Genomic DNA, 21,812 nt, shown 5'->3' with positions numbered 1-21,812 from the left:
AGATATAAGGGTGGATGTATTGTTACAAATTATTGTTTTAGGGGAATAACGGAGCTATTAATAATCAAATCCAAACAAAAAGCCCCGCATTTAAAAATGCAGGGCTTCGTTATATATTCAGGCTATGCTTACTCAAAATATTCCTTCATCCGTTCAAAAAAGCTTTTTTCGTTTTTGCCGGGGTTGGGTTTAAAGTTAGGGGAACCTTGCAGTTTCTCTAATGCTTCGCGTTCTTCGCGGCTTAGGGCTTTTGGTGTCCAAATGTTGATGTGGATCAGCTGGTCGCCACGGTGGTAAGAGTTTACCTCTGGTACGCCTTTGCCTTTCAAACGCAGTATTTTACCACCTTGTGTGCCCGGCTCAATCTTTATCTTGGCCTTGCCATCAATAGTTGGTATTTCAACGCTGGTACCTAAAGCGGCGTCAACAAAGTTGATATGCAGGTCATATATCACATTATTACCATCGCGTTTTAATGTTTCATGAGGGATCTCTTCAATCAGGATGATCAAATCGCCCGGTACACCGCCACGTGGGGCAGCATTACCTTTGCCGCTCATGCTTAACTGCATGCCTTCGCTTACACCCGCAGGTACGTTTATAGTGATGGTTTCTTCGCCGCGTACAACGCCGTCGCCATGGCAAACATTACATTTTGAAGTAATGGTAGAACCTTCGCCGTTACAAGTAGGGCAGGTGCTGGTTGTTTGCATCTGGCCCAAAATAGTATTGGTTACCCTGCGTACAGAACCCGCGCCACCGCAGGTTTTACAGGTTTGGAAAGATGACTTATCCTTAGCGCCTGTGCCATCACAGGTGTTACAAAGTATCTGTTTGTTTACTTTTATTTTCTTTTCGGCGCCGTTTGCAATCTCTTCAAGCGATAACCTTACTTTGATACGCAAGTTACTGCCACGTGCAACCCTGCGGCCACCACCCTGGCGGCCACCGCCACCACCAAAGAAACCTTCGAACGGACTACCACCGCCGAATATATCGCCAAACTGACTGAATATGTCGTCCATATTCATGCTGCCCCCACCATAACCACCACCATTTGCAGAGCCTGCATTTGCTGCATGTCCAAATTGGTTATAACGCTGGCGTTTTTCGGGGTTGCTTAAAACCTCGTAGGCCTCGGCAGCTTCCTTAAACTTTTCTTCGGCAGCCTTATCACCTTCGTTTTTATCCGGGTGATATTTAATAGCCATTTTACGATATGCTTTCTTTATCTCATCGGCATCCGCGCCTTTGCTAATCCCCAGCACATCGTAATAATCTCTCTTAGCCATTTATCTATTAATTATTGATTTTTTGAATTAGTGAATTAGTGATTGAAAATCAACTAAATCATTTTTTTACTTAATGAATTCATAAGTTGGTGCAGAAGCTAAATCACTAATTCACTAACTCATTAATTCACTAATTATCCTTACGCCCCTACAATTACCTTGGCAAAACGCACCACTTTCTCGTTAAGCTCGTAACCTTTTTCCATTTCATCAACCACTTTGCCTTTCATATCATCAGTTGGGGCAGGTATGCTGGTAATAGCCTCATGCAAATCAGGGTTAAACTCGGTACCTATTGATTGCATTTCTTTTAAACCCTTTTGGGTAAGTATATTTTTTAGTTTGTGCTGTATCAACGCCACGCCTTCTTTAACAGGTATTACATCGGTAACGTTATCCATTGAGCGTAAAGCACGTTCAAAATCATCCAGCACGGGTAATAAGGCAACAATTACATCTTTACCCTCAGTTTTTCTGGCGTCTTCCCGTTCTTTGATGGTCCTGCGGCGAAAGTTGTCAAACTCGGCATACAGTCTTAAATATTTATCGTTGGCTTGTGATAGCTCTTCTTTAAACCTTTCTTCGGCAGTAGGGATGTTTTCAGCTGTGGCAGTTTCAGCAACCTGCTCCGTACCGTCAACCTGTCCGCTTTCATTTGTCACTTCCGCGGTATTTTTAGCGGTTTCTGAATTTCCTTTATTTTTTTTCTTTAGCATGTCATTAAAATTCATAGCAAATAGTGCTAATCAAGTATCCTGCCATCGGGTTAAACCCGACAACGTGTCAGTAGTCAATAAAATATTCGGTTAAGTTTGCAGGTGTGGATTAAGTTGGCAGTTTTTAGTTGGCAGTATAATTAGTTTGCAGATATCAGTAGGCAGTTTGCAAATTCTGCCTCCCTGCCAACTGCTAACTGCCTACTGCAAACTGTCTACGCTATCTGTACATCCTCTAATACCTTACCGTTCTCGCATTTAATTATGCGCGATGGAAAGGTGCGGATGATATGATAATCGTGAGTGGCAACAACTACGGCCGTGCCCCCCTGGCTTATCTGTTTTAATAGCAAAACTATCTCTTCAGAAGTATCAGGGTCAAGGTTCCCGGTAGGTTCATCGGCCAAAATAATTTCAGGGTTATTTAGCAAAGCACGGGCAATAACCACACGTTGCTGCTCGCCGCCTGATAGCTCATGCGGCATTTTTTTTAGTTTAGAGCGCAGGCCAACTTTCTCCAATACGTCCAGTATACGGTCGGCTATTTGTTTTTTATCATCCCAACCGGTGGCGCGCATCACAAATTGCAGGTTTTGCTCAACAGATCTATCGGTCAATAATTGAAAGTCCTGGAAAACTATACCCAGCTTACGGCGTAAAAATGGCACATCTTTGGTTGCCAGTTTACTTAGTTCGTACCCGCAGGCGTGGCCGGTACCGCTGGCTATATTTAAATCGCCATAAATAACTTTCAGTAAACTGCTTTTACCAGATCCGGTTTGGCCAATAAGCCATACAAAATCGCCTTTATCAATATGCAGGTTTACGTTTGACAGAACCAGGTGCTTTTGCTGAAAAATATCAACATTATTTAGTTTTATAATAGAGTTTCCAATCATCTTATTTACAGCTCTAATTTTAATATTTTACCAAAGGGCAGGTCTTTAATAACGCCCATAATGTATTCGTACTTATCAGTAAGGCCAACCTTTTCTAATGATTTTTCGGGCCTATCCACCCTAAAGTACGCCAATAGGGTAAATTTATCGTCCCTTAATTGCACGTAATCGGGTATTTTGGCAACGCCTTTTACTTTTATAATGTACATATTTAGTTGATAGCTCATGGTTCATGGTCGATAGGCATTATTCATATTGCTATGGACTATCGTCTATGGTCTTCGATTCTCCCCAAAGGTATTGTAATTTTAAAGATTTGACAAGAATTCCATCGTATCTACGCCATCGGCATAATCCCACAATTGCGGGTGCTGACTTTGGCCAAAATCAACCACCTGGTTTTGCGTTTGCAGCGGTACTGTAGTAACAATGCATTGCAGGTTTTTGCTTTGTTGCAGAAGCATGTTTTGTGCCGATTGTAGATCGGTATATGTTTCATAAAATAAACAAGCCAGGGGCGATGTTAAGCGGGTATCCTGTTTTAATAGCAAAAAGCCGTTATCTAAATGCTCATCGCGGTTTACCAGGTAAATAGATTTGTTATAATCGTAGTTGTTATTGTATTTGTGGTGGTTAATGATGGGCGCAAAATGCTCTATCGATTCAAAAAAGAAATTGAAAACATACCCCTCCGGAACCAGTAATTTAGATACATTGCGGCAACCCAAGCCGTAATAATCAAAAATATCGTGACCTAACGCGCTTAGTTGTTCGGCACTTTCATTGCCCGTAAGCAACGCTATGCTGTTGCGGTTTTTGCGGATAATATTGGGCACTTTGCCAAAATAGTACTCAAAATAGCGCGATGTGTTGTTACTACCCGTGGCTATTATGGCATCAAAATTTTCCAGCCTTTCTACAAAACTAAATTTATCAGCATAGAAATTATCTATCTCAACCAGTTTATTCAGCACATATTTTATAAGGCGGGCATCTTGCGATGATGCTTTTATAAGCGCGTGATTACCTGTTACCAATACACAAAGCACATCATGGAAACCCACCAGCGGGATATTTCCGGCAAGTACTAAACCAACCTTTTTATTGCCGCCCTGCGCTATATTGTATTTTTTTAGCCATTTCTCCAGGTCGGCCTTGTTTAGCATTTGGCCGGTTGCTTTAACTGCGTTTAATACACTTTCGGGAGTGAACCAGGCGTTGTGCTGCCGCTCGGTTTCAATGATCTCCATTAGCTGTGCATTGGGTGTGGCAAGGTGTTTGCCCAGTTCTGAAAATGTATTTACTGTATCTGTAATATTAAATTTTGACATATATATGTTAACGGGATAAACCCTTAAAGCCTTTTTTTGTTATATTTGCGTTGCCCAATTATAGGGCAAAGGTAACTTAGAATACAAGAATATTTAAATAATATGGCGATTATAATCACCGATGAATGCATAAACTGCGGGGCCTGCGAACCAGAGTGCCCCAATAATGCTATTTATGATGCGGGTGCTGCCTGGCGTTTTTCAGATGGTACGGATTTAAAAGGAGTAATTGATTTTGGTGATGGTAATACTTTAAATGCAGAAGAAGCACAGGCTGCTTTATCTGATGATATTTATTACATAGTGCCCGATAAATGTACCGAGTGTGTTGGTTTTCATGACGAACCGCAGTGCGCTGCCGTTTGCCCGGTAGATTGCTGTGTGGATGATGAAGACGTACGCGAAACTGAAGAAGAGCTGCATGCCAAAAAAGATTGGTTGCACCAGAACGGATAATTTAAAAAAACTTATAAAAAGGGGGAGGCAGATAATGCTTTCCCCTTTTTTATTTTGCAAAACATTATTGCTTAATTTAACGTATTAATACTCTGTGATTTTAAACTATGGAATACGGAATTTGTAATTTGGCCGTGGTACCCTTAAGGGCAGAGCCAAGCGACCGCAGTGAAATGGTATCGCAGGTTTTATTTGGTGAGTCATTCGAGATTTTGGAGTGGAAGGATAAGTGGGTCCAAATAACCACAGCGATAGATAATTATACAGGCTGGATTGACAGGCTGCAATTTAGCATGCTGGGTCACCTGGCGTATAAACGGTTGTTGCAAACATCGTCACCATTAACTTACAGGGCTATTACCCAAGCCTGGAAGATAAGTGATAACTCTATAATATACTTGCCTGCAGGTAGTTCGCTTGCTTTTTTAGAGGGCACAACAAGTTACATTGGTAACCAAAAATTTGAAATAATTGGCGAGATAGGCCAAACAGATACGATAACCAATATTGCGCAATCTTTTTTAAATGTGCCTTATTTATGGGGAGGCCGCACTCATTTTGGTATTGATTGCTCTGGGTTTACGCAGGCCGTTTATAGGTTACGCGGCATAACACTGCGGCGCGATGCTTCATTACAGGCCGAGGATGGCACACTAATAGATTCGGTACTGAAATCTAAACTGGGCGACCTTGCTTTTTTTGAAGGTTCAGAAGAACGTATTACCCATGTGGGCGTTATATTAGGAAACGGAAAGATCATCCATGCGTCAGGAAAAGTGAAGGTTGATTTTTTAGATGCCCAGGGTATTTACTCGGAAGAATTAAAACGGTATACACACAAGCTTAAAGTTATTAAGCGGTATTGCTAAAACGATACATCCCAGATAATTACTTTTTTATCGTCACCTGCAGATAGCAATTGGTTGCCGTTCCATGCCAGTTTATTGATGGATAACACATGGCCGGCGTAGCCTTTTTCCCTGCTTATTATTTTGCGGAGCTTAAAATCTACAGCATCCCAAATTTTAATGCTTTTATCCATACTTGCCGTTGCAAAATAGGGCTGGTTGGGGTGGAAGGTAATATGATTCACTGCAAATAAATGCGCGGGTATGTTTTGGATAAGCGAATAGGTTTTATTATCCCAGATCTTCACTTGGGCATCGCGCGCCCCCGAAACAAGATAATCACCCGTAGGGGAATATTGTAAGGAGAATACCGACATGGTATGGCCGATAAGAGCCTTTATAGGACTATAATCTTCCAGATCGTAAATCACCACGCGGTTATCGCGGCAGCCAAAGGCAACCCTGTCTTCTGCAGGGTTTATGGTGATGCAACGCACGGTATCGTTTGACACCTTTATACTGTGCACCAGTTCCAGCGTTTTTAAACTCCAAACAGAAACGGTGCCATCTTCACAGGCTATCAGTAATTCATCCTTTTTTGCAGATGATTTAATATCGAAAACAGGTTTAATGTGATGCCTTAAGCGATGTGTTATTTTCTGTTCGATGAAATTGAACACCAGCACTTCGCCGCTGCGCAAACCGGCAAACATTAAGGGATAACTTGCCGGGCAGTGGATAGCATAAATAGAAGCCATAACCGGGAACATCACTTTAATGAAGGAGTTGGTTTCCAGGCTCCATTCAACCAGGCCCTTATCGTTCCCTCCACTAAATAATATGCCTGGCTTTTGCGAAAGCTCCAGGCTAAATATAGGGTTGCTGTGGCCGGTTAATTCTGCTATCTTTTGTACTTCCATTTCAGTTTGCAGCAGGCAGTTCTCAGTTTGCAGTATAAGCTGCTAACTTAAAACTGCCAACTTTCTATTGATGTCTTTCCTCTAAATTCTTCGCAATGCGCTCCAAATTTAAGCCTTTTTCGCGGAGCAGTACCAGCAGATGGAAAACAAGATCGGATGATTCATTTATCAGGTCGATCTCTGTTTCGGCTAAGGCTGCTATTACAGTTTCAACCCCTTCTTCACCAACTTTTTGGGCTATTTTATTAAGGCCTTTATTGCGAAGTTTGTTCACATATGAACCTTCAACCGGGTTTTCGTAGCGGTCTGCAATAATGTTTTCTAACTGCAGTATAAAGTTTTGGTTGTAGTCTGTTTTAAAGCAGCTGCGCGAACCGGTATGGCAGGTAGGGCCATCGGCTTTCACTTTTATCAGCAGGGTATCGTTATCACAATCTATATGCATGCTTTTTACATGCAGAAAGTTTTGGCTGGTTTCGCCTTTGGTCCACAGGCGATTTTTTGAACGGGAAAAGAAGGTGACTACATTTTCCTGCACGGTTTTATCGTATGCTTCCTGGTTCATATAACCCAGCATCAGCACCTCAAGCGTTTGCTCGTCCTGTATAATAACCGGTACTAAACCGTCTGTTTTGTTAAAGTCGATATTCATAATGTTTTTCATTTACCGCCCCGTCATTGCGAGGAACGAAGCAATCTCTAAATAAGCTAAGCGGCCATGCAAAGTTCGGAGATTGCTTCGTTCCTCGCAATGACGCGCGGGAGGGATTACACCCTTACCTCAATATTATTTTCTCTTAAAACCGATTTCAGATCAGGTATTAATATTTCACCGTAATGAAACACCGAAGCTGCCAGTGCGGCATCTACATTTGTTTGCTGAAATACATCAACAAAATGCTGTACCGAACCTGCACCACCCGATGCTATTACCGGGATATTCACTGTATCGTTCACTAATTTAAGCAAACCATTGTCGAAACCGGCCTTTGTACCGTCGTGATCCATAGAGGTAAGCAATATCTCGCCTGCGCCACGGTTCTCGGCTTCTATGATCCAATCCAGTGTTTGTTTTTCTGTTGGCAGCCTGCCACCATTAAGGTGTACGATGTTTTTATCACCGATAACCCTGGTATCAACTGCTATCACTACAAATTGCACCCCAAAAGCCCGGGCCAACTCGTCTATCAAAGCGGGGTTACGTACCGCGGCCGAGTTAATGGAGATCTTATCTGCACCGGCATTAAGCAGGGCATCCGCATCGGCAATTTCGTTAATACCACCACCAATAGTGAAGGGTATATTTATTTGCCTTGCCACAGCTTTTACAAGCTCTACCATTGTTTTGCGGCGTTCTACGGTAGCTGTAATATCCAGGAATACTAATTCATCAGCGCCTTGCTGCGAATAGTTCCAGGCCAGTTCTACCGGGTCGCCGGCATCGCGCAGGTCAACAAAGTTCACACCTTTTACAGTGCGGCCATCTTTAACGTCAAGGCAGGGGATAATTCGTTTAGCTAACATGAGTTTTATAAGGCGTCATTGCGAGGTACGAAGCAATCTCTTCACATGCTAAGCAGCGATGCAAAGTCTGGAGATTGCTTCGTACCTCGTAATGACGGGGTGGATATGCGGCGCCCTTCGGGCGCGATTAAATGGACATCAAAGATTCCAAATTCCAGTTTTTAATTTCTTCGATGCTGATATGGTCTTCGTAAATGGCTTTACCTACTATGCAGGCTTCAACTTTTATTTTACTCAGCTGTTCAATATCATCCATAGAGCTTACACCGCCCGATGCTATCAGTTTGATGAAGGGCGAATGGTCAAGCAGTTTGCTGTACAGTTCTACACCTGCACCGCCTAATTTGCCGTCTTTATTAATATCGGTACAAAGGAAACGGAAGAAACCCAGCGCCAGGCACTTGTCCACATAATCCATCAGTTTGATGGGTGAACTCTCCATCCAGCCCGAGTATTTAATCACCTCGTCCAATACGTCGATAGCAATAACCACCTGGTCGCTGCATTTATCGCGGCCGCAAACTTCTTTGCTTAGGTCTTCCAAAAAACTTGGATTGGTGATAGCCTGCGTGCCAACAATAACGCGGTGAACGCCCGCATCTATCAGCTCCTTAACCTTATCAATGCTGCGGATACCGCCACCATACTGCACCTGCATATCGGTTTTGCGGATCACATCAAACAGGTATTGCTGGTTGCTAAAATCGTTTTTAGCACCGTTAAGGTCAATTATGTGGATGAAATTTGTACCATTTGATTGGTACCTTTCAATCATTTCCTCAAGTGTAACGTCGTACTCTGTTACCTGCTTGTAGTCGCCCTCGCGCAGGCGCACAACCTTTTTATTTAGAATATCAATGGCAGGAATAATATACATGATTTAAATTTTTGAGAAGTTTTTTAATAATGTTTCGCCATAAGTACCTGATTTTTCGGGGTGAAATTGCACACCGTAAAAGTTACCATGCCAAATTGATGCCGAAAATTTATTTATGTAACTGGTTGACGATAAAGTGTATAATTGATCATACTCAATAAAGTATGAATGTACAAAGTAAAAATGTGATCCGGCGGGAATATTTTCAAATAATGGGTTTTCTTTTTCGGGGAAAACCTGGTTCCAGCCGGTATGCGGCACCTTAAAAGAGCCATCACTTGTAAATTTGAGGGTTTTTATAGGAAATAGGTTCAGCAAATTGGCATCACCTTCTTCGCTATGCGAGGTAAGCAATTGCATCCCCACACAAATACCCAGGGTAGGTTTGTTAAGCGATTTTATTTTTGGCACCAGCCCGGTTTGTTCCAGCTTGTTCATGGCAGCACCCGCATGCCCAACACCGGGTATAATATAACGGTCGAACTGTTCAAAATCGGCTTCGGTATTTACCATGCCATAGGCAATCCCCAACCGCTCTAAAGCAGCAGTAAGTGAGAAGATGTTCCCGGCGCCGTATCGTATAATGCCAATCATTCAGTTTGCAGTTTATAGTTGGCAGTTTGCAGGCAACTTGCAATGTGTGCAAACTGCTAACTTCAAACTGCCAACTCTTTACAAAAGTCCTTTTGTAGAAGGTAAAACCATTTTGTTTACATCGCGCTTTACGGCCATTTTAATGGCTTTTGCAAAGGCTTTAAATATAGCTTCTATTTTGTGATGTTCGTTTTGTCCTTCGGCCTTTATGTTGAGGTTAGATTTTGACGCATCGCTAAACGATTTAAAGAAGTGATAGAACATTTCTGTTGGCACATCACCCACTTTTTCGCGTTTAAAATCAGCTTCCCAAACAATCCAGTTACGTCCGCCAAAGTCAATTGCAGCCTGTGCAAGGCAGTCGTCCATAGGCAGGCAAAAACCATAACGCTCAATCCCCATTTTATTGCCTAAAGCCTTAGAAAAAACTTCGCCCAGGGCAATGCCGGTATCTTCAATGGTATGGTGCTCATCTATATGCAGATCGCCTTTAGCTGTAACTTCCAGATCTATACCGCCGTGGCGGGCAATCTGGTCAAGCATGTGATCGAAAAAATGCAGGCCGGTTGATACTTTCGACTCGCCGGTTCCATCAAGGTTTATTTTGATGTGGATGTCGGTTTCTTTAGTTACACGACTGTGTTCGATAACACGTTCGCCCAGTTTTAAAAATTCGTAGATCTCTTTCCAATCAGTAGTTTGCAGGGCCACAACATCAGCAATATCAGTTTCTGTCTTAAACTCCTTATCGCCCAGGCCCGACTTATTGTTTAACCAGATAGCTTTTGCACCCAGGTTTTTGGCCAGTAACACATCGTTTTTACGATCGCCAATGGTAAAGGAGTTTTTTAGATCGTATTTTCCCGCGTCCAAGTACTGGGTTAATAAACCGGTTGCCGGTTTGCGCGTTGGGGCGTTATCTGCAGGCCAGGTACGGTCAATAGCCTGATAAGTAAAGTGCACGCCCTCGTTTGCAAATGTTTTAAGGATAAAGTTATGCACCGGGTAAAAAGTATCCTCAGGGTAGGATGCCGTGCCTAAACCATCCTGATTGGTTACCATTACCAGCTCATAATTCAGCTCGGCAGCAATTTTTGGCAGATACTGTAATGCGCCCGGGTAAAACTCCAGTTTTTCAAAAGAATCTATTTGCTCATCAGCGGTTTCGTTGATGATAGTGCCATCGCGGTCAATAAAAAGTATTTTTTGCAGCTTGCTCATACTATATAATTATTGAATTATTGATTTATTGAATTAGTGATTTCTTTATGTGTATAAGCAATTCCTATAGAGGTATCAATTGAAGCCTTGCAAGGTTTCTATCAGTGTATTGTTTTCGGCAGGGGTGCCAATGGTAATACGCAGGCAGCCCTCGCAAAGCTCTACTTTTGAGCGGTCGCGAATGATGATGCCGTGCTGTACCAAAAAGTCGTAAATAGCTCTGGCGTTTGTTGTTTTTACCAAAATGAAGTTGGCATCAGACGGGTAAATATCCAGCACAAAATCAAAGTCTTTTAAAGTTAACACCAGTTTATCGCGCTGCTCTAAAGTTTCCTTTATCCACGCGTTTACCTGCGCTACATTGCCAAGCGCTTCAAGGGCCAGTAATTGCGAAGCTTCGTTAACATTGTACGGCGGCTTCACTTTGTTCATCACCTCAATAATTTCTTCGCTGGCAAAGGCCATGCCCACACGCAGGCCGGCTAAGCCCCACGCTTTAGATAGGGTTTGCAGCACGACTAAATTGGCGTATTCGGTAAGTTCCTGTATAAAGGTTTTTTGGCGACTATAATTAATATATGCTTCGTCGATCACCACAATACCGTTGAAATTGGCCAGCAGGGTTTCAATATCATCGCGGTTAATAGAATTACCGGTTGGATTATTTGGCGAGCAGATGAAAATCAGTTTAGTATTCTTATTTATAGCTTCGGCAATACCTTCCAGGTTCAGTTGGTATTCTTCGGTAAGCAGAACCTTGCGGGCCTCTACATCATTGATGTTGGCCGATACCTGGTACATGCCGTAAGTGGGTGGTACAATGATCACATTATCTACTCCCGGGTTACAAAAGCTGCGAAACAGGATATCGATGGCTTCGTCGCTACCATTGCCTAAGAATATGTTACGTACCGGCACACCTTTAATAGAGCTTAGGCGTAGTTTTACCTGGTGCTGCATAGGGTCGGGGTAGCGGTTGTAAGCATTGCTTAACGGCGAACCGAACGCGTTCTCGTTCGCGTCTAAGAATACGCTGGCCTCGCCCGTGTACTCATCCCGTGCAGAGGAGTAGGGCGTTAGGTTTTTGATGTTTTGGCGAAGTATGGTATTTATATCAAACATTGTATTCTTTTATTTCCAGCCGTCATTGCGAGGCGTTTAGCCTCACCCTGCCCTCTCCAAAGGAGAGGGTTTAGGTAAGGCTTTCACCGCAATGACGCGTTTATTAATTTATTTATCGTTCATCCTTACACTCACCGCATTCCGATGCGCATGCAGGCCTTCCATTTCGGCCAGTATCTCTACCGATGGCCCTATATTTTGTATGCCTTCTTCAGTCAAATGCTGAAAGGTGATTTTCTTCACAAAAGAATCTACCGATACACCCGAGTACGCCCTTGCATAACTGCTGGTAGGCAGGGTATGGTTGGTGCCCGATGCATAGTCGCCGGCACTTTCAGGGGTTAAATTGCCTAAGAATACCGAACCTGCATTAATGATCTTATCCGTTATTTCTTTCCAGTTTTCAGTAGCCAAAATTAAATGTTCGGGCGCGTACTGATTGCTGAAATCCATCGCTTCATTCAAATTTTGAGTAACGATGACGTACGAATTATCAAGCGCCTGCCTGGCAATTTCGGCACGGGGCAAAATCTGTAGCTGTCTTTCAACTTCGGCTAACGTTGCCTGGGCGATGCTTTCTGATGTACAAACCAATATCGATTGACTATCAATCCCATGCTCGGCCTGTGCCAGCAAATCGGCGGCTACATAGGCCGGTTTTGCGGTTCTGTCAGCAATTACCAAAACTTCTGACGGGCCAGCGGGCATATCAATAGCTGTGGTAGTGGTTGACTGGATGATAGTTTTGGCCTTGGTGACAAACTGGTTTCCCGGCCCAAATATTTTATCAACCTTAGTGATGGTTTCGGTACCGTAAGCCATGGCCGCTATAGCCTGTGAACCACCTGCTAAATACACCTTATTGATACCGAGCATTAAGGCTACATAAGCTATAAAAGCATTTACCTTGCCGTTTTTTTGCGGGGGCGAGCAAACAATAATTTCGCTGCAGCCTGCAATACGTGCTGGTATACCCAGCATTAAAAAGGTAGATGGCAATACGGCCGTACCGCCCGGGATATAGAGCCCTACTTTTTCAATAGCCCTTAATTCGCGCCAGCAGGTTACGCCGGGCATGGTTTCTACCTTATCCTCGGGTCTTATTTGTGCCTTATGGAACTTGTAGATGTTGGAGTAAGCAATTTGCAAAGCTTCCTGCTGCTCGGCAGATACCGCAGCGGCAATTTCTGTCAGCTCCGCCTTATCCAGGTAAAGTTTGGTTAGCTCAACTTTATCAAACTTGTAAGCGTAATCATACAGGGCACGGTCGCCATTTTGTTTAACGTGCGCTATTACATCCTCCACCAAATCACGTATCTCATTGGCCGGGTCTACATTGCGCTGCACCAGGCGGGAAATATCCGCTTTACTTAAGTCTGAATAATTGAATGTCTCCATGTCAGTCGGCAGTTATCAGTTGGCAGTTGCCGGTTTAAAGATGCATAGATGCTATCTGCAAACCGCCCACTGCAAACTGGATACTATAATATTATCTTCTCAATCGGCATTACTACAATACCTTGCGCGCCTGCTTGTTTTAGCTGGCTTATCCTGTCCCAAAAATCGCGCTCGGGGATAACGGTATGTACCGCCACCCAGTCGCCTTCTGCCAAGGGCACTACTGACGGGCTTTTTACCCCCGGCAATAAAGCTAAAACAGCAGGAAGGTTTTTACGCTCAACGTTCAATACCACGTATTTAGTTTCTTTGGCGCGCAGTACAGATTGTATACGCTGTATCAATTCTTGCACCAAATGATTATCCTCGCTGCCTTTGCTGCCAATTAATACTGCTTCGCTGCTCATTACATCGGCAAAAGGCATTAACCCGTTGCTTTTTAACGTGCCACCGGTTGATACCAGATCGCAAATGGCATCGCTTAAGCCCAAACCCGGCGAGATCTCTACAGAACCAGATATGGTGCGAATATCTGATGTGATACCTTTTTCCTTTAGGTATTTGCCAAGGATAACAGGGTAGGTAGTAGCAATTGCCTTGCCGTTAAGTTGATTAATATCAGTGATGGTGTTATTGTTTGGCACCGCAATTTTTAGCGAGCATTTGCCAAAGCCAAGTTTTTGCAGGTAGCTTACCTCAACCTCGGTTTCCTGTATAACATTTTCGCCAACTATGCCCAGGTCGGCAATGCCATCCTGTACGTATTCGGGGATATCATCATCGCGCAAAAAAAGAATCTCTAACGGGAAATTTGATACGGGAGATATCAGCGAGCTCTTATAATTTTCAAAATTAAGGCCGCAATTTTTTAATAATTCAACGGATTTTTCGTTGAGCCGACCCGATTTCTGGATCGCTATTTTTAGTGTTTTCACAAATTGATTTTAAGGAATGAATATAAACGGAGGACGATATTTCGCGTAGAAACATATATTATCTGATCACCACATGGTGGTGATGGTGCAGATGTAAATGATATGTGTTAAGTCCGTTCATTTTTTTGTATTGATGCCGTTGGTCAGCGATGCAAATATATAGCCTATTTTATTAAATCAAAATTTTATGTGAAAATGATTATCAAAAATTCAATTTTTAGTACGCTTTTTTGGAAGAATGGCAAAATGTATAAGTGCTTATGTAAATTTGACCGTGATTTATAGGATTAAACGATTTCTATTATTTTTAATGCTGCCCGCCGCAGTGTAATTAATTGAGGCGGCCGGAGGCCTTATAATAATGGTCACTCGGCTGGAGCCGAGCGACTGCATGAACGTATCAATGCGTCTTAGCGTTTTTGCGTGACAGCATCCGTCGGCATTTCACCCTCGTACTCATAAATGGCACCTTCTTCAAACTGTTTAATTACTTTTAGTTTTTTTACCTTTTGGATGTCCTTGATATTGATCAGCTCGGGGTTTTCCAGGTTATTGAACCAAATGAGGTAGAAGCGTTTTATCTGGTAGAATTTAGCCACATCTTTTTTGAAAAATTTATGCGGCACCAGGTAGGATGAAAGGCCTGAGAAAAAGTAAACCGCCTCGTGCGCATCTGAGTAAATAGTAACTTTTGGATTGAACATACCTTTATCTATATGTCTTAGATAATTCGCGAATTCCGATTCCATCCAGCTATTATCGGTATAGCCGGGGTTGCCGTACTCGTCGGCTATTTGCTCGTTATAGCGTTTTTTATCAACCATGTATATCTTGGTGATATAACCCAGCATCAGTAATATAAATACGGCAGCCACTATGGTGCGGGTTTGTTTAACCGCTATACGTTTTAAAAACAGCATACCCCAACTGGTATAACCCCATAAAGCAGGTATATACATAGGCGATAATAACCTCGGATTAATACGCTCGTAGCGCGAAAAGGTGGATGACAGCACAATAAACAACCCGTATATCAGTGCAAAGGTGATAGCCAAATTCTCAAAGCTATCCAGCTTGCGGCGAGTGTAATTGTAGGCTAATGCGGCTATAAAGCCAACCAGTATGATAATGGCAATTGGCGTAGCAAACACCGGATACATATCAGGCGTCATCCCCATCCACTCGCAAAACACCGAACCAAAGTAGAATAAGTTTTTACCGAAAGATGTAATAGATGGTTCGCGAGGGCCGGTTACGGTACCTGTGTGCATGGCATTAAACACCAAATTGCTTACCAGTAACGATATACAGATGAAACCATATATTAATATATGGCCTATTTTTTTCTTTATAGGCAGTTTCCTGTCCAGCAATAATATTAAACCGCCTGTGCCTACAATGGTTACAGCAGCGTATCGGGTAACGCAAGCAACAGCGGCAATAGCGGCGGCAGCAACAAGCCATTTAACAGTATGGGTTAACAGGTATTTGCGGAAAACGATAAGGAAAAATAATACCTCAAGAATAAACAATGTCTCCGACCATAGGTAGGAGTAAACCTGCAACAAACCGGGGTTAAGTATTATGGCCGCCAGCACCAGCCACTTATACACGTGTGATACAGGCACAAAGCGCGACATGATCCACCCGCTGGTAAATATCAACGTAGCAAACAAGATCATGTTAAGCGTGGCGCCAAAGGCGACCGGGTCTACACGGGTTATAAAGCTGATAGCCGCTAGAAACAGTGGGTAAAATACCGGGAAATCAACAATAGGGATATGATTAAAGGTAAGCAGCGTACCATTTGCCACAAAGCTACGGGCCGCGCTGGTATACATAATAGAATCGGGCGAGATACCTACACCGCTGTAACTTGTGAACAGGTATATGGCGTAAAAGGCTATCGCCGAAAATAGCAGCGTGTCGTAGTTTTTTAATTTATCTGATATCTGCATTTAAATAATTTACTGTTTTACAGTAGGGTCAAAGCCATACATCCACTTGTTTATTACTCCTCCTGAGCTTTCAAGACCCACATCGTCCATTAATTCTTCAAAATAAGTACAGATGCGTGTTTTATCTTCTGTGTCTAGGTCTGTATAGAATGGATTAAAGCGGGTTAAACCCTGCGCTATACTTTCCTGAAATTTTTTATCTGTAGGGCCGTCGTTTAATATTTTGATAAACTCATCAGCAGCAACATTTAATAAGCTGTTTAGTTTGGATTGCAGCTCGGGTTTTGATAAACCTCGAAAATTAACCTCACCGCTTTCGGGTTGTAGTTTGGTTTTCAGTTTAAACTGATGGAGCTGTTGTTTAGCCTGGTAATTTTCATCCTGGGCCGATGCAATGTTATGTACTAAAGCTACTAAAACTAATATAACACCTAATAGTTTTTTCATTGCATTTAATCTATCAAATCCAAAATAGTGCTTATCGGTTGGTCGCTGTTTATTAGTATTCCTTTTACACCGGCAGCCGTGCCTGCTTCAACGTCACGTTCGCGGTCGCCAATAAAATATGATTTTGATGGGTCGATGTTATATTTTTCGATGCCCTGCAAAAGTAATCCTGGTTTGGGTTTGCGGCAATCGCAGTCGCCGGTAAAGTTGGGGTGATGCGGGCAGTAGAAGAAATCGGTTATCTCTACACCTTTATCATGATACACTTGTTTTAAATGCGCGTGCATTTTAGAAAGTTCGGCCTCATCATACCAGCCTTTGGCCAAACCACCCTGGTTGGTTGCTACTAATAGCATGTATCCGCGGTCCTGTAATTCCTTCAGCGCATCAAAATTATCAAGTACATGGAAATCTTCCATGCGGCAAACGTAATCGCCCATTTCCTGGTTTAAAACCCCATCACGATCTAAAAATACTGCTTTAATTTTTTCGGGCATACATTATATGGTATAAGTCAATTTTGGCAAAATTAGTTTAATAAGCTTATTTACTATGTGTGCATATTAATTTAACATTAAGAATTATTAAATTCATACATAAAGCCGACAATTATTGTCGCCTTTATAATTAAATCGCAAAAAAAGGTCATTATTTTAATAAAATTAAAAAAATTAATATGCATTTTATAAAAATATGAAAATTTGGTAATTTCGTTATTACCCGCGTCATTAAAAAAGCGGATAAAAGAATGGATCAAACAGATGGCAACCAGCAGGGCCTATACAGGTCGGAATTTGAGCATGATTCCTGCGGAACAGGGTTTATAACCAATATTAACGGTCATAAATCGCACAGTATTGTTAGCGATGCATTAACCATGTTAGAAAATATGGAGCACCGCGGCGCTTGCGGCTGCGACCCCGAAAGTGGAGACGGTGCAGGTATTCTAATTCAACTTCCACATGAGTTTTTAATGGAAGAATGTTCTGATCTGGAGATCAGTTTACCGGAGCCGGGTGAATACGGCGTTGGTATGATCTTTTTCCCAAAAGAACCTGCTTTGAAGAAAGCAAGTCGTAAAATTATTGCTGCTGCTGTTGAAAAACTGGGTTTTGAAATGCTGGGTTATCGCAAGCTGCAGGTTAATTCATCTGTTATTGGCGAAACCGCCCGCCAGGCCGAGCCTGACAGCGAGCAACTTTTTGTTGCCCGCCCGCGTACCGTTACAAATACCGACGATTTTGAACGCAAACTTTACGTATTGCGTCGCTATATAAATAAAACCGTTACTGAAACTATCCCGGCAGCTGCCGAGCATTTTTACTTTACCTCTTTCTCTTGTAAAACCATTATTTACAAAGGGCAGGTAACCACTTACCAGCTACGTCAGTATTTCCCTGATCTGGCCGATTCACGCGTTACATCGGGCCTGGCCTTAATCCACTCGCGTTTTTCAACCAATACTTTCCCATCGTGGAAACTTGCTCAGCCGTTCCGTTTAATTGCACACAATGGCGAGATAAACACGCTTACAGGTAACCTTAACTGGTTCTACTCAGGCGTAAAATCATTCGTATCGGCCTACTTCACAAACGAAGAAATGGAGATGCTTTTGCCGGTTATTGATAACAATCAGTCTGATTCTGCCTGTTTGGATAACATAATCGAGATATTGCTGCACACCGGCCGCTCATTACCACATGTAATGATGATGCTGATCCCCGAAGCATGGGATGGCAACGAACAAATGGACCCAGTTAAAAAGGCGTTCTACGAATACCACGCTACCTTAATGGAGCCATGGGATGGTCCGGCCGCTATCAGCTTTACCGATGGTAAACTGGTGGGTGCCTTGCTTGACCGTAATGGCCTGCGCCCGCTGCGTTTTGTGATCACCAACGATGGTCGCGTTATAGCCGCATCAGAGGCCGGTACCTTAAAAATTGACGAGAGTACCGTTATCCGTAAAGGCCGCCTGCAACCCGGCAAAATGTTATTGATAGATACCGAAAAAGGTAAGATCATAACAGATGAAGAAATTAAGCAAGAGATCTCTGGCCAGCAGCCTTACGGCACCTGGTTGGATAATTATAAGATCCGTTTGGGTAATTTACCTGAGCCACGTTTATCGTTCGCCAGCCTGAGCGCTGATGCTGTTTACCGTTACCAGCAGGTATTTGGTTACAGCCGCGAGGATATAGATACCATTATCAAACCAATGGCATTGGATGGTAAAGAGCCAATTGGCTCTATGGGTACTGATGTACCTTTGGCTATCTTGTCTGATAAACCTCAGCACCTGTCCAGTTACTTTAAACAGTTTTTTGCACAGGTTACCAACCCGCCGATAGATCCTATCCGTGAGCGTTTGGTAATGAGTTTGGCTACCTTTATTGGTAACAACGGTAATTTATTGGATGAGGATAAAATGCACTGCCATTGTGTTGTGCTCAACCACCCTATATTAAAGAATCACCAATTAGAGAAATTACGTTCGATAGATACAGGGTTGTTCCACGCTAAAACGCTGCAAACTTATTACAATGCAGATGGTAACGCCGGTTCGATGGAAAAAGGTATTGCAAGGCTTTGCCGCTATGCCGAAGATGCTGTTGATGATGGGTTTGAGGTATTGATACTAAGCGACCGTGCTATCGATTCGGAGCATGCACCTATACCAATGTTGCTGGCTGTATCTGCCGTGCATCACCACTTAATTAAAAAAGGACGTCGTGGCGCGGTAGGTATTGTTGCCGAAACCGGCGATGTTTGGGAAGTTCACCACTTTGCTACTTTGTTAGCCTTTGGTGCTACGGCTATTAACCCATACCTGGCACTTTCTACTATCGAAACCTTAAGAAATAACGATCAGTTAGAAACCAGCCTTGATCTTAAAACCCTGTTCAAAAACTATGTAAAATCGGTTAACGACGGTTTGCTGAAGATCTTCTCAAAAATGGGTATCTCAACGCTGCAATCGTACCACGGTTCGCAGGTGTTTGAAATTCTTGGATTGAACAAAGAGGTGGTTGACCGTTATTTTACCGGCGCGGTTACCCGTATAGAAGGCCTTGGTTTGGATGAGATTGCCAAAGAATCGCTTTGCAAGCATAAAATAGGCTTTAACAGCCCTAAAACAGAAAATCATTTACTGCCCGAAGGTGGTATTTACCAGTGGAAGCGCCGCGGCGAAGCCCACTTGTTTAACCCAACTACGGTACACTTGCTGCAGCATGCAACCCGCAGCAACAGCTATAATGTATATAAAAACTATGCTGCCGCGATAAACGAGCAAACAGATAAGCATTTCACTATACGTGGTTTGCTTGATTTTGCCCACCATCGCGAAGCCATAAGCATTGATGAGGTTGAACCGATTGAGAACATCATGACACGCTTTGCAACAGGCGCCATGTCGTTTGGGTCTATCTCGCACGAAGCACACAGCACAATGGCTATTGCCATGAACCGCATTGGCGGCAAAAGCAATACCGGCGAGGGGGGGGAAGATGAAATGCGCTATGATAAATTGCCAAACGGCGATTCGATGCGTTCGGCTATTAAACAGGTGGCATCGGCACGTTTTGGGGTAACCTCCAACTATTTAACCAATGCCGATGAGCTGCAGATAAAAATGGCGCAAGGTGCTAAACCGGGCGAAGGCGGGCAACTGCCGGGCCATAAGGTTGACGAGTGGATAGCAAAAACACGCCACTCTACGCCAGGCGTAGGTTTAATATCGCCACCACCACACCACGATATTTACTCGATAGAGGATCTGGCGCAGCTTATATTCGATTTAAAGAACGCTAACCGTGCCGCGCGTATCAACGTTAAGTTGGTATCAAAAGCAGGGGTAGGTACTATAGCCGCGGGTGTTGCCAAAGCACACGCAGATGTTATTTTGATTGCCGGCTATGATGGCGGTACAGGTGCATCGCCAATAAGCTCAGTAAAACACGCCGGCTTACCATGGGAGCTTGGCCTTGCCGAAGCACACCAGACATTGGTACGCAACAAACTGCGCAGCCGTGTGGTATTGCAAACAGATGGTCAGCTAAAAACCGGTCGAGATTTGGCTATTGCTACTTTGATGGGTGCTGAAGAATGGGGTGTTGCAACCGCAGCCCTTGTTGCAGGCGGCTGTATCATGATGCGTAAATGCCATTTAAATACCTGCCCGGTTGGTGTTGCCACGCAAGACCCTGAGCTAAGGAAATTATTTAGTGGTAGTCCGGATCACGTTGTAAACCTGTTCCGCTTTATGGCCGAAGAGTTACGCGAGATTATGGCGGAGCTTGGTTTCCGTACCATTAACGAAATGGTTGGCCGCGTTCAGTTCTTGAAGGTTAAAGAAGGCTTAAAAAGCTGGAAAGCGAAAACCATCAACTTGTCGGCTATCCTTCACCCGGTTACTACCGCAAAGGGCAGCACGCTTTATAACAGCGAAAAACAAGACCATGGTATGGATGCTATACTGGATTGGGAGCTTTTGAAGAACGCGAAAGCGGCTTTAGAAGATAAGACCCCTGTATTTGCAACATTTGATGTTAAGAACGTTGACCGTACTATTGGTACGCTGTTATCAAACGAGATCTCGAAAATATATGGTTCTGCAGGTTTACCTGACAATACCATCAACTATAAATTTAAAGGATCTGCAGGGCAAAGCTTTGGCGCTTTCACTACAAAAGGTGTTTCTTTTGAACTGGAAGGCGAGGCTAACGATTATGTAGGTAAGGGCCTTTCAGGAGCGCAATTAGCCATTTATCCGGCAGCAAACGCAACCTTTAAACCCGAGGATAACATTCTGATAGGTAACGTTGCCCTGTATGGCGCAACCAGCGGCGAGCTGTTTGTAAGAGGTATGGCAGGCGAACGTTTCGCGGTGCGTAACTCGGGCGCTACAACGGTTGTAGAAGGTATTGGCGACCACGGTTGCGAGTACATGACCGGCGGCCGTGCCCTTATCCTTGGCGAAACCGGAAGGAACTTCGCAGCAGGTATGAGCGGCGGTATTGCCTGGATCTATAACCCTAACGGCACATTTGCAGAAAACTGCAATACCGAAATGGTTGACCTTGACCCACTATCGTTAAAAGACGAAGAGCAAATAACCGTGTTGCTGAAGAAGCATATTAACTTAACCGGTAGCAAGCTGGCGCAATCCATCTTAAAAAACTGGGGTAAGGTTTCAACGCAATTTGTGAAGGTATTCCCTAAAGAGTACAAAAAAGTGTTAGAAAAATTAGAGTATCAAACCGTAAGCTAAAT

The 21,812-nt window shown here is 43.3% G+C and carries 20 protein-coding genes; 3 read left to right on the top strand and 17 right to left on the bottom strand.

What is annotated here, in order from left to right; translation table 11 throughout:
* Window positions 1-128: 128 nt before the first annotated feature.
* The 5 genes from dnaJ to NPE20_RS08130 all read right to left on the bottom strand — a co-directional run bounded on the left by dnaJ (window position 129) and on the right by NPE20_RS08130 (window position 4,238).
* On the bottom strand, window positions 129-1,292 hold the full coding sequence (dnaJ, locus tag NPE20_RS08150) for a molecular chaperone DnaJ (RefSeq protein WP_256538119.1): 1,164 nt from the start codon (window positions 1,290-1,292) through the stop codon (window positions 129-131).
* Between the two features lie 140 nt (window positions 1,293-1,432).
* Window positions 1,433-2,008, bottom strand: a complete 576-nt coding sequence (locus NPE20_RS08145) for a nucleotide exchange factor GrpE (protein WP_256538118.1) — start codon at window positions 2,006-2,008, stop codon at window positions 1,433-1,435.
* Window positions 2,009-2,223: 215 nt separating this feature from the next.
* Window positions 2,224-2,907, bottom strand: a complete 684-nt coding sequence (locus NPE20_RS08140; protein ID WP_256538117.1) for a cell division ATP-binding protein FtsE — start codon at window positions 2,905-2,907, stop codon at window positions 2,224-2,226.
* Between the two features lie 5 nt (window positions 2,908-2,912).
* The gene (locus NPE20_RS08135; RefSeq protein ID WP_256538676.1) at window positions 2,913-3,116 is read right to left on the bottom strand and encodes a fructose-6-phosphate aldolase; all 204 of its coding nucleotides are present in this window, start codon (window positions 3,114-3,116) and stop codon (window positions 2,913-2,915) included.
* A 99-nt stretch (window positions 3,117-3,215) separates the two neighbouring features.
* Window positions 3,216-4,238, bottom strand: coding sequence for an acyl-CoA reductase (locus NPE20_RS08130; protein ID WP_256538116.1), 1,023 nt, complete (start codon window positions 4,236-4,238; stop codon window positions 3,216-3,218).
* Between the two features lie 102 nt (window positions 4,239-4,340).
* Between NPE20_RS08130 and NPE20_RS08125 the strand changes: the two genes are divergently transcribed.
* Together NPE20_RS08125 and NPE20_RS08120 are read left to right on the top strand one after the other, a co-directional pair.
* Window positions 4,341-4,694, top strand: a complete 354-nt coding sequence (locus tag NPE20_RS08125) for a 4Fe-4S dicluster domain-containing protein (protein ID WP_067061870.1) — start codon at window positions 4,341-4,343, stop codon at window positions 4,692-4,694.
* Between the two features lie 107 nt (window positions 4,695-4,801).
* Window positions 4,802-5,563, top strand: a complete 762-nt coding sequence (locus NPE20_RS08120; protein WP_256538115.1) for a C40 family peptidase — start codon at window positions 4,802-4,804, stop codon at window positions 5,561-5,563.
* Here NPE20_RS08120 and NPE20_RS08115 read toward each other — a convergent pair.
* The 12 genes from NPE20_RS08115 to NPE20_RS08060 all read right to left on the bottom strand — a co-directional run bounded on the left by NPE20_RS08115 (window position 5,560) and on the right by NPE20_RS08060 (window position 17,035).
* Window positions 5,560-6,462, bottom strand: coding sequence for a WD40 repeat domain-containing protein (locus NPE20_RS08115; protein ID WP_256538114.1), 903 nt, complete (start codon window positions 6,460-6,462; stop codon window positions 5,560-5,562). The two genes, NPE20_RS08120 and NPE20_RS08115, sit on opposite strands and share 4 nt — an antisense overlap.
* A gap of 64 nt (window positions 6,463-6,526) precedes the next feature.
* On the bottom strand, window positions 6,527-7,114 hold the full coding sequence (gene hisIE, locus NPE20_RS08110; protein ID WP_256538113.1) for a bifunctional phosphoribosyl-AMP cyclohydrolase/phosphoribosyl-ATP diphosphatase HisIE: 588 nt from the start codon (window positions 7,112-7,114) through the stop codon (window positions 6,527-6,529).
* A 116-nt stretch (window positions 7,115-7,230) separates the two neighbouring features.
* Window positions 7,231-7,986: an imidazole glycerol phosphate synthase subunit HisF gene (gene hisF / locus NPE20_RS08105; RefSeq protein WP_256538112.1), complete on the bottom strand. Its 756-nt coding sequence runs from the start codon at window positions 7,984-7,986 to the stop codon at window positions 7,231-7,233.
* Between the two features lie 127 nt (window positions 7,987-8,113).
* Window positions 8,114-8,863, bottom strand: a complete 750-nt coding sequence (locus NPE20_RS08100) for a 1-(5-phosphoribosyl)-5-[(5-phosphoribosylamino)methylideneamino]imidazole-4-carboxamide isomerase (protein ID WP_256538111.1) — start codon at window positions 8,861-8,863, stop codon at window positions 8,114-8,116.
* Between the two features lie 3 nt (window positions 8,864-8,866).
* Window positions 8,867-9,457 (bottom strand): imidazole glycerol phosphate synthase subunit HisH, encoded by a 591-nt coding sequence (gene hisH, locus NPE20_RS08095; protein ID WP_256538110.1) that lies wholly within the window; start codon window positions 9,455-9,457, stop codon window positions 8,867-8,869.
* Window positions 9,458-9,535: 78 nt separating this feature from the next.
* Complete coding sequence (hisB, locus tag NPE20_RS08090; RefSeq protein WP_256538109.1) at window positions 9,536-10,678, bottom strand: bifunctional histidinol-phosphatase/imidazoleglycerol-phosphate dehydratase HisB; 1,143 nt, start codon at window positions 10,676-10,678, stop codon at window positions 9,536-9,538.
* Window positions 10,679-10,753: 75 nt separating this feature from the next.
* On the bottom strand, window positions 10,754-11,800 hold the full coding sequence (gene hisC, locus NPE20_RS08085) for a histidinol-phosphate transaminase (protein WP_256538108.1): 1,047 nt from the start codon (window positions 11,798-11,800) through the stop codon (window positions 10,754-10,756).
* Between the two features lie 108 nt (window positions 11,801-11,908).
* A complete protein-coding gene (gene hisD, locus NPE20_RS08080; protein WP_256538107.1) occupies window positions 11,909-13,198 on the bottom strand; it encodes a histidinol dehydrogenase in 1,290 nt (429 codons plus the stop codon).
* Between the two features lie 83 nt (window positions 13,199-13,281).
* On the bottom strand, window positions 13,282-14,133 hold the full coding sequence (hisG, locus tag NPE20_RS08075; protein ID WP_256538106.1) for an ATP phosphoribosyltransferase: 852 nt from the start codon (window positions 14,131-14,133) through the stop codon (window positions 13,282-13,284).
* Window positions 14,134-14,543: 410 nt separating this feature from the next.
* Entirely contained in the window at window positions 14,544-16,091 is a 1,548-nt protein-coding gene (locus NPE20_RS08070; protein WP_256538105.1) for a hypothetical protein, read from the bottom strand.
* A 9-nt stretch (window positions 16,092-16,100) separates the two neighbouring features.
* Complete coding sequence (locus tag NPE20_RS08065) at window positions 16,101-16,538, bottom strand: DUF4844 domain-containing protein (RefSeq protein ID WP_256538104.1); 438 nt, start codon at window positions 16,536-16,538, stop codon at window positions 16,101-16,103.
* A 5-nt stretch (window positions 16,539-16,543) separates the two neighbouring features.
* The gene (locus tag NPE20_RS08060) at window positions 16,544-17,035 is read right to left on the bottom strand and encodes a D-glycero-alpha-D-manno-heptose-1,7-bisphosphate 7-phosphatase (RefSeq protein WP_256538103.1); all 492 of its coding nucleotides are present in this window, start codon (window positions 17,033-17,035) and stop codon (window positions 16,544-16,546) included.
* Window positions 17,036-17,286: 251 nt separating this feature from the next.
* Here NPE20_RS08060 and gltB point away from each other — a divergent pair, with 251 nt between their 5' ends.
* Entirely contained in the window at window positions 17,287-21,810 is a 4,524-nt protein-coding gene (gltB, locus tag NPE20_RS08055) for a glutamate synthase large subunit (RefSeq protein ID WP_256538102.1), read from the top strand.
* Window positions 21,811-21,812: the final 2 nt, after the last annotated feature.

This window comes from Mucilaginibacter aquariorum (assembly GCF_024498135.1).
Lineage (GTDB): Bacteria > Bacteroidota > Bacteroidia > Sphingobacteriales > Sphingobacteriaceae > Mucilaginibacter > Mucilaginibacter aquariorum.
The sequence above is the reverse complement of the archived record's forward strand: the minus strand, read 5'-3'. Positions and strand labels throughout refer to the sequence as shown.

What these genes read in the sequence shown, in the direction of transcription:
- NPE20_RS08070 (WP_256538105.1), bottom strand. Translation starts at nt 16,091, where the DNA reads ATGCAGATATCAGATAAATTAAAAAACTACGACACGCTGCTATTTTCG.
- hisC (WP_256538108.1), bottom strand. Translation starts at nt 11,800, where the DNA reads ATGTTTGATATAAATACCATACTTCGCCAAAACATCAAAAACCTAACG.
- NPE20_RS08125 (WP_067061870.1), top strand. Translation starts at nt 4,341, where the DNA reads ATGGCGATTATAATCACCGATGAATGCATAAACTGCGGGGCCTGCGAA.
- NPE20_RS08140 (WP_256538117.1), bottom strand. Translation starts at nt 2,907, where the DNA reads ATGATTGGAAACTCTATTATAAAACTAAATAATGTTGATATTTTTCAG.
- hisB (WP_256538109.1), bottom strand. Translation starts at nt 10,678, where the DNA reads ATGAGCAAGCTGCAAAAAATACTTTTTATTGACCGCGATGGCACTATC.
- NPE20_RS08115 (WP_256538114.1), bottom strand. Translation starts at nt 6,462, where the DNA reads ATGGAAGTACAAAAGATAGCAGAATTAACCGGCCACAGCAACCCTATA.
- hisD (WP_256538107.1), bottom strand. Translation starts at nt 13,198, where the DNA reads ATGGAGACATTCAATTATTCAGACTTAAGTAAAGCGGATATTTCCCGC.
- NPE20_RS08060 (WP_256538103.1), bottom strand. Translation starts at nt 17,035, where the DNA reads ATGCCCGAAAAAATTAAAGCAGTATTTTTAGATCGTGATGGGGTTTTA.
- gltB (WP_256538102.1), top strand. Translation starts at nt 17,287, where the DNA reads ATGGATCAAACAGATGGCAACCAGCAGGGCCTATACAGGTCGGAATTT.
- dnaJ (WP_256538119.1), bottom strand. Translation starts at nt 1,292, where the DNA reads ATGGCTAAGAGAGATTATTACGATGTGCTGGGGATTAGCAAAGGCGCG.
- NPE20_RS08100 (WP_256538111.1), bottom strand. Translation starts at nt 8,863, where the DNA reads ATGTATATTATTCCTGCCATTGATATTCTAAATAAAAAGGTTGTGCGC.
- NPE20_RS08065 (WP_256538104.1), bottom strand. Translation starts at nt 16,538, where the DNA reads ATGAAAAAACTATTAGGTGTTATATTAGTTTTAGTAGCTTTAGTACAT.
- NPE20_RS08135 (WP_256538676.1), bottom strand. Translation starts at nt 3,116, where the DNA reads ATGTACATTATAAAAGTAAAAGGCGTTGCCAAAATACCCGATTACGTG.
- hisIE (WP_256538113.1), bottom strand. Translation starts at nt 7,114, where the DNA reads ATGAATATCGACTTTAACAAAACAGACGGTTTAGTACCGGTTATTATA.
- hisH (WP_256538110.1), bottom strand. Translation starts at nt 9,457, where the DNA reads ATGATTGGCATTATACGATACGGCGCCGGGAACATCTTCTCACTTACT.
- NPE20_RS08120 (WP_256538115.1), top strand. Translation starts at nt 4,802, where the DNA reads ATGGAATACGGAATTTGTAATTTGGCCGTGGTACCCTTAAGGGCAGAG.
- NPE20_RS08145 (WP_256538118.1), bottom strand. Translation starts at nt 2,008, where the DNA reads ATGCTAAAGAAAAAAAATAAAGGAAATTCAGAAACCGCTAAAAATACC.
- NPE20_RS08130 (WP_256538116.1), bottom strand. Translation starts at nt 4,238, where the DNA reads ATGTCAAAATTTAATATTACAGATACAGTAAATACATTTTCAGAACTG.
- hisF (WP_256538112.1), bottom strand. Translation starts at nt 7,986, where the DNA reads ATGTTAGCTAAACGAATTATCCCCTGCCTTGACGTTAAAGATGGCCGC.